This is a genomic window from Acinetobacter sp. NEB149 (assembly GCF_012516415.1).
In the GTDB taxonomy this organism is placed as follows: Bacteria; Pseudomonadota; Gammaproteobacteria; order Pseudomonadales; family Moraxellaceae; genus Acinetobacter; species Acinetobacter lwoffii_V.
In genome coordinates this window covers 128,076-139,973 of the sequence record NZ_CP051208.1, presented here as the reverse complement: position 1 = coordinate 139,973, position 11,898 = coordinate 128,076, and the positions used below count along the sequence as shown (strand labels likewise).

General features: G+C 45.1%; 14 protein-coding genes and 1 pseudogene. 11 read left to right on the top strand and 4 right to left on the bottom strand.

Annotated elements, in window-relative coordinates; all coding sequences use genetic code 11:
- Positions 1-45: 45 nt before the first annotated feature.
- Positions 46-636 carry a 1,6-anhydro-N-acetylmuramyl-L-alanine amidase AmpD gene (gene ampD / locus HGD77_RS00670; RefSeq protein ID WP_005105301.1) on the bottom strand — a complete coding sequence of 197 codons (591 nt, stop codon included), beginning with the start codon at positions 634-636 and terminating at the stop codon, positions 46-48.
- Positions 637-818: 182 nt separating this feature from the next.
- Between ampD and nadC the strand changes: the two genes are divergently transcribed.
- On the top strand, positions 819-1,664 hold the full coding sequence (nadC, locus tag HGD77_RS00665; protein ID WP_005105299.1) for a carboxylating nicotinate-nucleotide diphosphorylase: 846 nt from the start codon (positions 819-821) through the stop codon (positions 1,662-1,664).
- A gap of 100 nt (positions 1,665-1,764) precedes the next feature.
- Here nadC and HGD77_RS00660 read toward each other — a convergent pair whose 3' ends face one another.
- Together HGD77_RS00660 and rph are read right to left on the bottom strand one after the other, a co-directional pair.
- Positions 1,765-1,962, bottom strand: coding sequence for a hypothetical protein (locus tag HGD77_RS00660; protein WP_005105298.1), 198 nt, complete (start codon positions 1,960-1,962; stop codon positions 1,765-1,767).
- A gap of 182 nt (positions 1,963-2,144) precedes the next feature.
- Positions 2,145-2,861: a ribonuclease PH gene (gene rph, locus HGD77_RS00655; RefSeq protein WP_004281238.1), complete on the bottom strand. Its 717-nt coding sequence runs from the start codon at positions 2,859-2,861 to the stop codon at positions 2,145-2,147.
- 210 nt (positions 2,862-3,071) lie between these two features.
- Here rph and HGD77_RS00650 point away from each other — a divergent pair.
- Positions 3,072-3,772 (top strand): annotated as a pseudogene (locus HGD77_RS00650) (TetR family transcriptional regulator).
- Positions 3,773-3,825: 53 nt separating this feature from the next.
- Here the strand turns inward: HGD77_RS00650 and HGD77_RS00645 are convergent.
- Complete coding sequence (locus HGD77_RS00645) at positions 3,826-4,440, bottom strand: thiol:disulfide interchange protein DsbA/DsbL (protein ID WP_005094908.1); 615 nt, start codon at positions 4,438-4,440, stop codon at positions 3,826-3,828.
- Positions 4,441-4,667: 227 nt separating this feature from the next.
- Here HGD77_RS00645 and ubiG point away from each other — a divergent pair, with 227 nt between their 5' ends.
- The 9 genes from ubiG to HGD77_RS00600 all read left to right on the top strand — a co-directional run bounded on the left by ubiG (position 4,668) and on the right by HGD77_RS00600 (position 11,881).
- A complete protein-coding gene (ubiG, locus tag HGD77_RS00640) occupies positions 4,668-5,396 on the top strand; it encodes a bifunctional 2-polyprenyl-6-hydroxyphenol methylase/3-demethylubiquinol 3-O-methyltransferase UbiG (protein ID WP_005250185.1) in 729 nt (242 codons plus the stop codon).
- On the top strand, positions 5,393-6,082 hold the full coding sequence (locus HGD77_RS00635) for an HAD family hydrolase (RefSeq protein ID WP_168730584.1): 690 nt from the start codon (positions 5,393-5,395) through the stop codon (positions 6,080-6,082). The genes ubiG and HGD77_RS00635 overlap by 4 nt, the downstream gene beginning before the upstream one ends.
- A 39-nt stretch (positions 6,083-6,121) precedes the next feature.
- On the top strand, positions 6,122-6,868 hold the full coding sequence (locus tag HGD77_RS00630) for a YciK family oxidoreductase (protein WP_005094903.1): 747 nt from the start codon (positions 6,122-6,124) through the stop codon (positions 6,866-6,868).
- A 156-nt stretch (positions 6,869-7,024) separates the two neighbouring features.
- Entirely contained in the window at positions 7,025-7,444 is a 420-nt protein-coding gene (locus tag HGD77_RS00625; protein WP_004281232.1) for a hypothetical protein, read from the top strand.
- 184 nt (positions 7,445-7,628) lie between these two features.
- A complete protein-coding gene (locus tag HGD77_RS00620; RefSeq protein WP_004281231.1) occupies positions 7,629-7,784 on the top strand; it encodes a hypothetical protein in 156 nt (51 codons plus the stop codon).
- 315 nt (positions 7,785-8,099) lie between these two features.
- Positions 8,100-8,486, top strand: a complete 387-nt coding sequence (locus HGD77_RS00615; RefSeq protein ID WP_168730583.1) for an RcnB family protein — start codon at positions 8,100-8,102, stop codon at positions 8,484-8,486.
- Between the two features lie 242 nt (positions 8,487-8,728).
- Positions 8,729-9,115: an RcnB family protein gene (locus HGD77_RS00610; protein WP_005261495.1), complete on the top strand. Its 387-nt coding sequence runs from the start codon at positions 8,729-8,731 to the stop codon at positions 9,113-9,115.
- Between the two features lie 132 nt (positions 9,116-9,247).
- The gene (gene argA / locus HGD77_RS00605) at positions 9,248-10,591 is read left to right on the top strand and encodes an amino-acid N-acetyltransferase (protein ID WP_004729045.1); all 1,344 of its coding nucleotides are present in this window, start codon (positions 9,248-9,250) and stop codon (positions 10,589-10,591) included.
- Between the two features lie 333 nt (positions 10,592-10,924).
- Complete coding sequence (locus HGD77_RS00600) at positions 10,925-11,881, top strand: sulfonate ABC transporter substrate-binding protein (protein WP_168730582.1); 957 nt, start codon at positions 10,925-10,927, stop codon at positions 11,879-11,881.
- The last annotated feature ends 17 nt before the right edge of the window (positions 11,882-11,898 follow it).

Below are 11,898 nucleotides of genomic sequence, written 5' to 3'. Positions count from 1 at the left end.
GTGGTTATTGTAATGAAACTTTTGTCAGAAGTTCATTGCTTAATTTCATCGCTCAAGCGAGCTTGAGGTATTTTTATAATGCTGTAACTGTGTACGAAAATCAGCCCAGTTAAAATATGGTCCCGGATCGGTCTTGCGGCCCGGTGCAATATCCGAATGTCCGGCAATATGCTGCTGAATCTTAGAATAATGCTGTTGCAGACAGGCCGTGACTTTTACTAATACCTGATATTGTTCAGTTTCAAAAGGCAAATCGTCACTGCCTTCCAGCTCAATCCCGATCGAATAATCATTACATTCTTTTTTGCCCAAATAGCTCGAGCGGCCGGCATGCCAGGCACGATCATTAAAATTGACAAATTGCAGCACTTCGCCAGATCGTAAAATTAGCAGATGGGTCGACACCTGCATCCCTTCAATGGTTTGAAAATAAGGATGTACGGACCAGTCCAGCTGATTCTGAAAAAACTGTTCAATATAACCACCGCCAAACTGTGAAGGTGGCAGGCTGATATTGTGAATCACCAGCAATTGAATCTCGGTCTGTTCTGGCCGCTGATTAAAATTGGGAGACGGGATTTGACGTGCACCGATTAGTTGCCCGTCCTTGACCTGAAACTCAGCTGCCTGTTGCATAAAACCGTTCTCCCCAAAAATAAAATCTGCAAGATCAGCATTGCAGCCGGCTTCATGCTAAAACTTTCAAGGAGAAATCTCAATTCATCCCAGCAAACTGGATGAAAAATCGCTCATCTTTTATGTAACGGTGCTAAGATAAGGCGCAATTTTCACGGCTTAAAAAAGATACGGAAATACTCATGCGCATATCTCAAGCTTTGCTAGACCAGTCCATTCAGATCAATATTCAACAAGCACTTTCAGAAGATATCGGTGATGGTGATATTACTGCCCTGCTGACCCCTGAAGATGAACAGGCCACTGCCACTATCATTAGCCGTGAAGACATGGTTTTGGCCGGCCAGCCTTGGGTAAATGCCTTGATTCAGGCCTATGATCCAAGTATTGAAGTGATCTGGCTGAAAAATGATGGCGATCATGTTCAAGCCAATCAAGCATTTTTAAAACTGGCCGGATCTGCACGTAGCTTACTCACCGTGGAGCGCCCTGCGCTAAACTTTGTCCAGACGCTGTCTGCGGTTGCGACTAAAACCGCCCACTATGTCAAAGAGCTGCAAGGTTTAAACACCAAATTATTAGATACTCGTAAAACGCTTCCGGGTCTGCGTATCGCACAAAAATATGCCGTGGCCATTGGCGGTGGCCAGAATCACCGTTTGGGCCTGTTTGATGCCTTCTTGATTAAAGAAAATCATATTATGGCAGCGGGTGGCATTGCGCAGGCGATTGCCAAGGCCCATCAAATTGCACCGGGTAAGCCTGTCGAAGTTGAAGTGGAAACCTGGGATGAGCTGAATCAGGCACTCGAAGCCCATGCTGATATTGTGATGCTGGATAATTTCAGTCAGCAGCAGATGATCGACGCGGTGCAACATGTGGCCGGTCGCTGCAAACTGGAAGCCTCAGGTAATATCACCATTGATAATTTACGTGAAGTCGCGAGTACCGGAGTAGATTATATTTCCATGGGCGTGCTGACCAAAGATCTCAAAGCCATTGATCTGTCGATGCGTTTCAATGCTTAAGCCTAGATGGGATAGATGACCGTAGAGGGTGCGAAGCACCCTTTTTTTATTTTTAGAAATTTTTTTTGCGTATATTTTGCTCAATTTTCTATTTTAGACCTTAATCATCATCGTCATCCCGATTACCTCGGTGATCGCGGTCATCATCGTCACCATCACGGTCGTTATATCTTCCGTTATCCTCATCACGATCCTGATTTAACACTGAACGCTCGTCATCTTCACGATTATTGCCCCAGTCACAGGCAGTTAATCCAAACACGCCCAGCAATGAAATTGCACAAAGCCACTGTTTCATGTCGCATTCCTCATTGTGTTCTCATCTGATCCAATATCGATGCAAAACCGGTTCAGATATAGCCGATTCATGTCGACTTTTTGTCAGGAAGTTTTGTAATGTAGTTTTTGAATACAGGTGCAGAGTGAAATTTCAGGCATAAAAAAACGCATCCAGAGATGCGTTTATTAACATGGGATGGATTACCAGCCTAGAGCTTCTTGCTGTTTTTTTACCAGTTCCTGAATGCCTTTCTCGGCCATTTCCAGCATGGCATTCGATTGTGCACGGGTAAATGGCTTATCTTCAGCAGTACCTTGAATTTCAATAAATTCACCAGCCTGAGTCATCACCACGTTCAAATCGGTTTGACAGTTTGAATCTTCTTCATAGCAAAGATCCAGTAATACTTCATCTTTAAAAATACCGACAGAAACCGCAGCCACCAAACCTTTTAATGGATCATGTTTGATTTTTTTTCTTTCCAGCAAGACGTTCATCGCATCAACCAAAGCCACCGCAGCACCCGTAATCGCTGCAGTACGGGTACCGCCATCAGCCTGAATCACGTCACAGTCGATAGTAATGGTATTTTCACCCAGCTTTTTCAGATCGACCATTGAGCGCAAGCTACGACCAATCAGACGCTGAATTTCCTGAGTACGGCCACTCTGTTTGCCACGTGCCGCTTCACGGTCACTACGGGTATGAGTTGAACGTGGCAACATGCCATATTCAGCCGTTACCCAGCCCTGGCCCTGACCTTTGAGGAAACGCGGTACAGAACTATCCACACTGGCAGTGCACAGTACTTTGGTATGACCAAATTCAACCAATACAGAGCCTTCCGCATAACGTGTATAGTTACGGGTAATTTTCACTTCACGTAATTGATCTAATGCTCGTTGGTCGATACGCATAATAAGTCCTGTATGGGTTCAAAATAATTGCGGCTCAGTATAGCAGAAGCCTTTGCCAAGATTAGGCAGCCGGGCGATTCATTTACAAAATCAATGCATCAGCTCGCTACGAGTTGTCGAAATTCTGCCGATCTGTGGCACTACGATTTAATTTAATTTTTGCTAGACTAAAACTCTCTATAAGGGAAGCCGGTGATAGGAAACCCATTTATGTCCTTACGTGAAGATCGCAAGCAGCAAAGTCATCAGGCGTTACTCGATGCGACACTGGCATTCAGCAGTCAGGGCCGCGCTTTCAGCACGATCAGCCTACGTGAAGTTGCGAATGCAGTCGGACTGGTGCCGACGGCATTCTATCGGCATTTTCAGGATATGAACCAGTTGGGTCTGGAATTGCTGGATCAGGTTGCGATTCATATCAAGGGCGTACTCAATCAGCTGGGACAGGCTTATTTGTATCAGCCGAATACCCGAACCCACACCGGGCTGGAACTATTTTTTCAGGCCGTCGAATACCATCCTGAACCCTGGATTTTTTTGTGGCAGAACGTTGGGGCGGTTCGGACGTGCTCCGTGCCGGTATTGAACGGGAAATTCGTTTTCTGGCTGAAGATGTGATGCATGAACTGGCCAAGATGCAATCGACCCGACATATTCAGGCGCCACAGGACTTGCAGGCTCTGGCACAGATGCTGATTGAACTGTCCCTGAACTGGGCCATGGGCTGGATTCATCTGCAGCATCAAGCTGATCCAGAGCTGCGCCGCACACAATCCACTGCCTTTAAAACCCAAAGCATATTGCAGATGCAACTGTTGCTGCATGGCATTTTGCACTGGTACCGGAGACCTACCGAAACAGTTGAAACCGTAAGCCCTGTGCTCAATGAAGCGGTCACTCCTCCGGCCTAAATAAAAAAACCTGCATCATGATGCAGGTTTTTTTAGTGATCGTCAGTTCAGACTTATTTGGCTTTACGCTCTTTTTCGATCAGGTAATTCACCACCTGAATGACTTTGGCATCATTACCTTGCACAATATATTTACCATTCACGGTCACTGCCGGAACACCACTGAGCTGATACTGAGCAGCCAGATTTTTAGCTTGGGCAATTTTCGAAGTGATCGGGAAAGATTTATAAGTGCTGTTAAATTTCGCTTCAGAAATACCATAGCGGGTATAGAACTTGGCCAATTGCGCCTGTTCTAAAATTGGACGTTGCTTGTCATGAATATCATGGAATAATTGTAAATGTGCTTTTTGACGCACACCCAATGCTTCAGACACATAATAAGCACGCGCTGCCTGTTCCCAGAGTGGATTCATTGCAGCAGGTGTACGTACGAAACGTACATCTTTTGGTAATTTTTTCAACCAGCCCTGCATATGGGGTTCAAGCGCGAAACAGTGACCACAGCCGTACCAGAAGAATTCACGTACCTCAATTCTGCCCGGTTTTTCGACTTTGACTGGTTTTGCAACCACCTGATAGTCCTGACCTGCCACAAAATTGGCCATAGCATTGCCTGAAAAGGCCAAAACAGATGCGGCAACAGCGCCTAAAAGGAATTTTTTCATTCGGATTATCGTCCTCTAAATCATTATGCTTAGTTTATGTGTTCACTATAAATCAATTATGCCGGTTTCGTTTTCATTCTGTGAACTTTTTTGCTGCTTTTATCGCTTTTTCTGCCAGAATCGCTACACTAAACCATCGGACTGATTTTCAAGGTTTTAAATCAGTTTCTCTGGCCATTCGGCACATACATATTTTTAGCTAATCACGACTGATTGAGGTGACACCGATGTCGCAATTGAATGTTGATCCACAAGAAATTGCCAAGTTTGAAGCATTTGCAGCTATATGGTGGGATCAGCATTCCGAGTTCCGCCCCTTGCACATGATTAATCCACTGCGTTTAAACTGGATTGATGAACATGCCGGAGGCCTGAACGGCAAAAAAGTGCTGGATGTCGGCTGTGGTGGCGGTATTCTGGCCGAAAGCATGGCGCGTCGCGGTGCCGATGTGCTCGGGATTGATATGGGTGCAGCGCCTCTGAACGTAGCACGCATCCATGCCGAACAGGAAGGTGTGAACAATATTGAATATCGTCAGGTGCCGGTTGAGCAACTGGCAGAGGAACAGGCTGGCCAATATGACATCGTGACCTGCATGGAAATGCTAGAGCATGTACCAGACCCGGCATCGATTATTCAGGCCTGTCACAAGCTGGTCAAGCCAGGTGGTCATGTATTCTTCTCGACCATTAACCGCAATCCGAAGTCCTATTTATTTGCCATTATTGGGGCAGAATATGTCTTGCGCATGCTGGCCAAAGGCACCCATGATTACAGCAAATTTATCAAGCCGTCCGAACTGGCACATGACATTCGCAACTCGGGTTTAAAGCTTAAAGACATGACCGGTCTGCACTATAATCCGCTGACCAAGCGTTATTGGCTGGCACCGAATGTTGATGTGAACTATATGGTCTATACCGTGAAAGATAGCGCAGCAGAGACCACAGCATGAAAGCCGTTTTATTTGACCTCGATGGTACCCTGATTGATACCGCTGCCGATTTTATCCGGATTATCCAGCAGATGTGCCATGAAGAAGGCCGTGCACTGGTTGAACCCGAGCTGATTCGTACCCAGGTCTCCGAAGGCGCTCGCGCTATGGTGAAACTGGTTTATCCGGAACTGCAACTGGAAGATCCGGTCTTTCTGCAACACCGTCAGCGCTTTCTGGACATGTATGGCGCAGATATTGCGGTCGATACCGATCTGTTTGATGGCATGTATCCATTACTTGAACAGCTAGAGGAAAATGACATTCCTTGGGGGATTGTGACCAATAAACCGCGCTGGCTCAGTGAGGCTTTACTGCAAGCACTGAATCTGAGTGAACGCTGTGCGGTACTGGTGTGCCCTGAAGATGTCACCCGCACCAAACCTGATCCTGAACCGATGTATCTGGCAGCCAAGCAACTGAATCTTGCCGCAGAAGACTGTATCTATGTCGGAGATCATCCACGAGATATTGATGCCGGCCGTCATGCCCAGATGCCGACCATTCTGGCTGCCTATGGTTATTTGCCGTTGCAATACAAAGACGATTTAAATGCCTGGCAGGCCGACCATATCGTGCATACTGTGGCAGAATTACATCAATTGATTCAGACACTAGTACTGAAGCAGCATACTGCGGTATCTTGAACGCTTAACACTAAATAATAAGAAGTGAGGAGGTAGATAATGAAATATTCAGCATATCAACCTCGCCCCGATCTGCTCAAGGATCGTATCATCCTGATCACAGGTGCGGGCGATGGCATTGGACGTGCAGCAGCAATCAGTTATGCCTTGCATGGCGCAACTGTGGTGCTGCATGGGCGTACCTTAAACAAACTCGAAGTCATTTATGATGAAATTGAAAGTTTGGGTGCGCCGCAACCTGCCATCTTGCCGCTACAACTATCGAGTGCGTCAGAACGTGATTATGAGCTTTTGCTCGATACGCTAGACCGTCAGTTTGGTCGTCTGGACGGCATTCTGCACAATGCCGGCATTTTAGGCGAACGGGTTCCCTTGGCGGATTATCCGGTCAATGTCTGGGATGATGTGATGGCGGTCAATCTGCGTGCACCCTTTGTCATGACCCAAGCGCTGTTACCGTTATTATCCAAATCCGAACATGCTTCTGTGGTTTTTGCCAGCTCAGGTGTAGGCCGCGAAGCCCGCGAACGCTGGGGTGCGTATTCGGTTTCTAAAATTGCTATTGAAGCGGTAAGCCAGTTATTTGCCAAAGAGCAGGTACATCCAAATATCCGTTATAACTGCATCAATCCCGGGGCAACGCGGACTGCCATGCGCGCCAAGGCCTATCCGAATGAAGATCCGAAAACCCTGCCTACCCCCGATTCAATCATGCCGGCTTATCTATATTTGATGGGTAATGACAGCCTGCATATGAATGGCCAGAGTATTGATGCACAGGATTAAATTATTCTGTCTGTCATTCAGGGAGCAATCGCTCCCTTTTTATTTCATTTTTAGTCATATTCAGCGCATAAATCTTAAGTAAGTTCACCCCGCTCGCATTGAGTTTCATTAAAATAACAGCATACTAAGCCCCACTATATTTCACTCGAGTGCATCATGACTGAATTAAACAATATTACGGTGACCCATTTAGACGATGGCATGGTGTCGCTGCTGATTGATCAACAGCCTATTTCAGAGAAATACGGCACCAAGTTTGAAGCCAGTATCGTGGATGACATCAAAGCACTCGAAAATGCTCAGAAACTCAAATTGTTCGAGCAATTTGTATTTTCACATCAGGATCTGAATTTTGAACATGCCTATTATTATGTGACTGGCATTGAAAAATTAGACGACAGTTATCGTCTGGCCAAGCATTTTGTTTATCGCATTAAAATTGAAGGTCAGCCAGAAATCGAACATGTCATCAGCAATCAGGGCAAAGCCATGACGGCCGAGGATGTACGTGCCTTTATTCAGGCGCATGTGCAGAAATCACTCAACGATTATACTGACCTGAACTACGCTTATTAAAAGTCGGGTCATTGAATAATCTTGGGCACTTTTCGATAAAGTGCCCTTTTTTTCTTAAAATCCTGCAAAAAATAACAGTAAATCGGATTTACATATTAAATATATAAAATTATACGGTTTTCCAAATTAAACTGATTGGACTATGCTTTCTTGAATCACAGATAGATCAAATCAGGAGCGCAGCATGGCTGACCAAAAACGTAAAATTGAAACAATTCACCGGATTGAACAGTTGCAGTTATCTGAAGCATTGATTGTGGCACTCGATGACGCCCTACAAGCTGAATCCGTAGCTGACGCGATTCAGTCCTTACAAGGTTTGGCAGAGCAATGGAATTAATCTCAAACTAAACCGGCAAAATTCTTTGTCGTTTCATTAAATCATGAACTTTTTTCTCGCTGACTCAATGCTGTTTTTTTGAGCTAAATCATCGATTTTCGCTTGCATGTTGACCCTTGCTTTGATGAGATAAGGACATGGCTCGGTAGGCTACTTTATAGAAGTGATGCCGTCGCATATAGTCATGTAAAAACATGACATCATCATAATATCTCTGCATTTGTTATAAAAATTGTGCCTGTTCTTCACAGTTTCTCTGCAATTTTTCCGTACATTAGGTGCTGTAGAAGATGAACAATTTAATGAGGGTTCAACATGAAAAAGGTTTTGGTGGCACTGGCAATTTCTTGCAGTACATTCATGCTGAGCAATGTCGTCATCGCTGCCCCTCATTTCAATGATGAATCCCGTATGGATTCACGTCATGGTTATGACAAGAAGAAAGCCCGTGAGTTCCGAGAGGAAGATCAGCAGGATAACCGCCGTATGCGTGAAGAACGTGGGGTGAAACGCCTGCAACAGTTACGCTGGCAGCCGGGTTATGTGATGCCACAGCATTATCGTGGCAATGGCTATAAAGTTGAATACAAAGACCATCGCCTGCCTCGACCTGACCGCAAGCAGCAATGGTATAAAGTCAATAATGACTACATTCTGGTGGATTCTGAAAACAACAGCATTATCCGCATCGTGGGTGACTAGTTCATAAGCGCATTCAAATTTAATCTTCTTTAAGGCCCAACCATGTTTGGGCTTTTCTATTTTACTGGCTGAATTTTTTTATCCGCAAATCTTGCGGCTTATCCAGCTTTTAGACTGCATGACTTATCTACTAAATTTCTTCATGAATTTAACAATTTAACTAAATTGTACTCACGCTTTCTATGTACTTGTTCGCTAATTTAGTCTCATCGAAATTAGATATACATCTTAAGGTGAGAGCCATGAAAAAAGTCTTAACTACAATCGCGTTATCTCTAAGTGCTTTGTTAGCTACTTCTGCAATGGCAGCACCACAGCATGACTCGCGTTATGACCATAATCCGCATAAACCGGCGCCACACTGGAATGCCAAAGACAGCAAGAAATGGAATGACGACCGTCGCTGGAATGATGACCGCCGTCATAACAACCGTATGGTCAATCCAAGCCGTGACTGGCGCGTAGGCCAAACTCTACCACGTCAATATGACAACAACCGTTTTGAAGTCAGTGATCGCGAAGCACGCCGTTTGCCAAATACCGGTCGTTTCCAGCAATGGTACAAGGTCAACAATGACTACGTTCTGGTCAATGAGCGTACCAACAAAATTGTACGAATCATTAACTAAGCTTTCTCCATTACTGCTCGTCTTGCAGACACCTGAAGTCCCCTTCAGGTGTTTTTTTATATCTGCACTTCCACTTGCATTTTTTTTCATTAGAATCAAAGCTGGATCTTCAATCATTGAAATGGGCACAGCATGACTTCAGCAGAAACGTCACAAAGCACAACTTTGCAATATGTGCACTGGTTTCGCCATTCTGCGCCTTATATCAATGCGCACCGCAATAAAACCTTTGTAATCATGTTTGATGGCGAAGCCGTCTTAAATGATAACTTTCAGCATATTATTCACGATATTGCTTTATTACATTCTTTGGGCATTCGGCTGATTCTGGTACATGGTGCACGTCCGCAAATTAACCAGAATCTGGCTCAAAGCCAGATTACGACGCCTTTTTACCAGCAGCGTCGGGTCACCACACGTGAATCTTTAAGCTGCGTGATGAATGCCGTCGGTTCGATCCGCCTACAAATTGAAGCACTGCTGTCTATGGGACTGGCCAATTCGCCGATGTATGGCGCCCGGATTGATACCGTTTCAGGGAATTTTGTCACCGCCAAGCCGTATGGCATCCGCGATGGTATCGATTTTCAGTTGACCGGTGAAGTGCGCGCGGTTGATACCGATGCGATTCAGCGCCATCTGGACAGTCATAATATTGTGGTGCTTGGCCCGACCGGTTATTCCACTACCGGAGAAGTTTTTAATCTGCTGGCTGAAGAAGTTGCTACCAAAACTGCGATTCGCCTTAAGGCAGATAAACTGATTTTTCTCGGTAAGCAGCATGGTCTGATGGACAGTAACGGCCAACTCAAACGCGAAGTGACACCGCAACAACTGGATGATTTTATTCCGGTCGAACAAGATGCGCTTGAAAGAGGACTACAATTGAAAGCCGCACAGGAAGCCTCAATGAACGGCGTACATCGGGTGCATCTGATTTCTTATGCCTATGATGGTGCCCTGCTGGAAGAGCTGTTCACCCGGGATGGTTCCGGAACTCTGGTCACCGACGCGCATTATGAAGAAGTGCGGATGGCCGATATTCAGGATGTCGGTGGCCTGATCGGTTTGCTGCGTCCACTGGAAGAAGAAGGCATTCTGGTCTATCGTTCGCGTGAACGCCTAGAAAATGAAATCAACCAGTTTGCCGTAATCGAACGGGACGGCATGATTCTGGCCTGTGCCGCCCTCTACCCGATTCCGACGACAGGGGATGAATTGCGTTCTGCAGAAATTGCCTGTGTTGCGGTACATCCCAGTTATCGCAAGTCTAATCGGGGTAGCCAGATCCTGCATTATCTAGAAGAAAAAGCCAAAAGCATGCAGATTCAGCAACTGTTTATTTTAACTACCCGCACCGCGCACTGGTTTCTAGAACAAGGCTTTGAACCGGCTTCAGTCGATGACCTGCCGGATGCCCGTCAGGCATTTTACAATTATCAACGTAATTCAATTGTTTGCAAAAAGTCACTTTAAAGTGGCTTTTTCTTTCAGTGCTTTAGCTTAATTTTAGATAAAGATATCTGGCAATCTCGCTTTAAATTTTAAAATTCTATTACTCGTTTTTAGCTAAACATATCAATAGATTAGATTTAAAAAAATAACTATAAATTTCATAGATTTGATTAATTTAAATATTAAATCTTCATTTTTATATAAATCACTTTTCTGCATAAGTTTTGCGCTTTTTTATTTATCTTTTTTCTTCATTAGAAATTCCTGAATAGTTATTTTTTTAGAAAAACAAAAACGATTAGCGTGTGTCTAAGTTTTCATTCACTAGCTTTTCACTTTCGGGAGTTTTGATTCATGCGCCAATCTCATGTTCAGTTTTTAACAAAGATTGCGGTACTCGGTACCGCGATGGCTGGTGTCATGATGCTTTCAGGCTGCTCGAAAAAAGAAGAGACCATTACCCTGAATATCGGTTTCCAAAAATACGGCATATTACCTATTTTAAAAGAACACGGCACGCTGGAAACCAGCTTAAAACAGCAAGGGGTCAATGTGAAATGGGTAGAATTTCCGGCCGGCCCACAACTGCTTGAGGGCCTGAATGTTGGCAGCGTCTCTTTTGGTGAAGCCGGTGAAGCACCGCCAATTTTTGCCCAGGCGGCCAACTCAAATCTGGTCTATGTGGCCAATCAGCCGCAAGCGCCTAAGGCAGAAGCCTTAATTGTACCGAAAGATTCGCCGATTCAGTCTATTCAAGATCTGAAAGGCAAACGGGTAGCCCTGAACAAAGGTTCAAACGTGCATTACTTACTATTAAAAGTTCTGGAAGCCAACCAGCTTGGCCTTGATGATATCGAAGTGATCTATTTACCACCTTCCGATGCACGTGCTGCATTTGAACGTGGTGCAGTCGATGCTTGGGTGATCTGGGATCCGTTCTTTGCAGCTGCTGAACATCAAATTGGTGCGCGTGTCATTGCCAGCGGTGAAAATGTGGTGAGCAATCATCAGTTCTATCTGGCAGATCGCAAGTTCGCAGAAAGCCATCCTCAGGTGGTACAGGCGGTGGTCAACGAACTGAATCTGACCACGGACTGGGTGGCAAAAAATCAGGACGCTGCCGCTCAGCTCCTGCAAAAACCGACAGGTCTGGCCGTCGATGTCTTGAAAACCTCTATTTCACGCATGGGCTTTGGCGTTAAACCTCTCAGCACTGACGTGATTCAAAAACAGCAACAAGTCGCCGATGCATTTTATGCGCAGCAGCTGATTCCACAAAAGCTGAATATTGATGCAGCAATTATTAAATAACAGCAGAATAATTTGAG

What these genes read in the sequence shown, in the direction of transcription:
- ampD (WP_005105301.1), bottom strand. Translation starts at nt 636, where the DNA reads ATGCAACAGGCAGCTGAGTTTCAGGTCAAGGACGGGCAACTAATCGGT.
- nadC (WP_005105299.1), top strand. Translation starts at nt 819, where the DNA reads ATGCGCATATCTCAAGCTTTGCTAGACCAGTCCATTCAGATCAATATT.
- HGD77_RS00660 (WP_005105298.1), bottom strand. Translation starts at nt 1,962, where the DNA reads ATGAAACAGTGGCTTTGTGCAATTTCATTGCTGGGCGTGTTTGGATTA.
- rph (WP_004281238.1), bottom strand. Translation starts at nt 2,861, where the DNA reads ATGCGTATCGACCAACGAGCATTAGATCAATTACGTGAAGTGAAAATT.
- HGD77_RS00645 (WP_005094908.1), bottom strand. Translation starts at nt 4,440, where the DNA reads ATGAAAAAATTCCTTTTAGGCGCTGTTGCCGCATCTGTTTTGGCCTTT.
- ubiG (WP_005250185.1), top strand. Translation starts at nt 4,668, where the DNA reads ATGTCGCAATTGAATGTTGATCCACAAGAAATTGCCAAGTTTGAAGCA.
- HGD77_RS00635 (WP_168730584.1), top strand. Translation starts at nt 5,393, where the DNA reads ATGAAAGCCGTTTTATTTGACCTCGATGGTACCCTGATTGATACCGCT.
- HGD77_RS00630 (WP_005094903.1), top strand. Translation starts at nt 6,122, where the DNA reads ATGAAATATTCAGCATATCAACCTCGCCCCGATCTGCTCAAGGATCGT.
- HGD77_RS00625 (WP_004281232.1), top strand. Translation starts at nt 7,025, where the DNA reads ATGACTGAATTAAACAATATTACGGTGACCCATTTAGACGATGGCATG.
- HGD77_RS00620 (WP_004281231.1), top strand. Translation starts at nt 7,629, where the DNA reads ATGGCTGACCAAAAACGTAAAATTGAAACAATTCACCGGATTGAACAG.
- HGD77_RS00615 (WP_168730583.1), top strand. Translation starts at nt 8,100, where the DNA reads ATGAAAAAGGTTTTGGTGGCACTGGCAATTTCTTGCAGTACATTCATG.
- HGD77_RS00610 (WP_005261495.1), top strand. Translation starts at nt 8,729, where the DNA reads ATGAAAAAAGTCTTAACTACAATCGCGTTATCTCTAAGTGCTTTGTTA.
- argA (WP_004729045.1), top strand. Translation starts at nt 9,248, where the DNA reads ATGACTTCAGCAGAAACGTCACAAAGCACAACTTTGCAATATGTGCAC.
- HGD77_RS00600 (WP_168730582.1), top strand. Translation starts at nt 10,925, where the DNA reads ATGCGCCAATCTCATGTTCAGTTTTTAACAAAGATTGCGGTACTCGGT.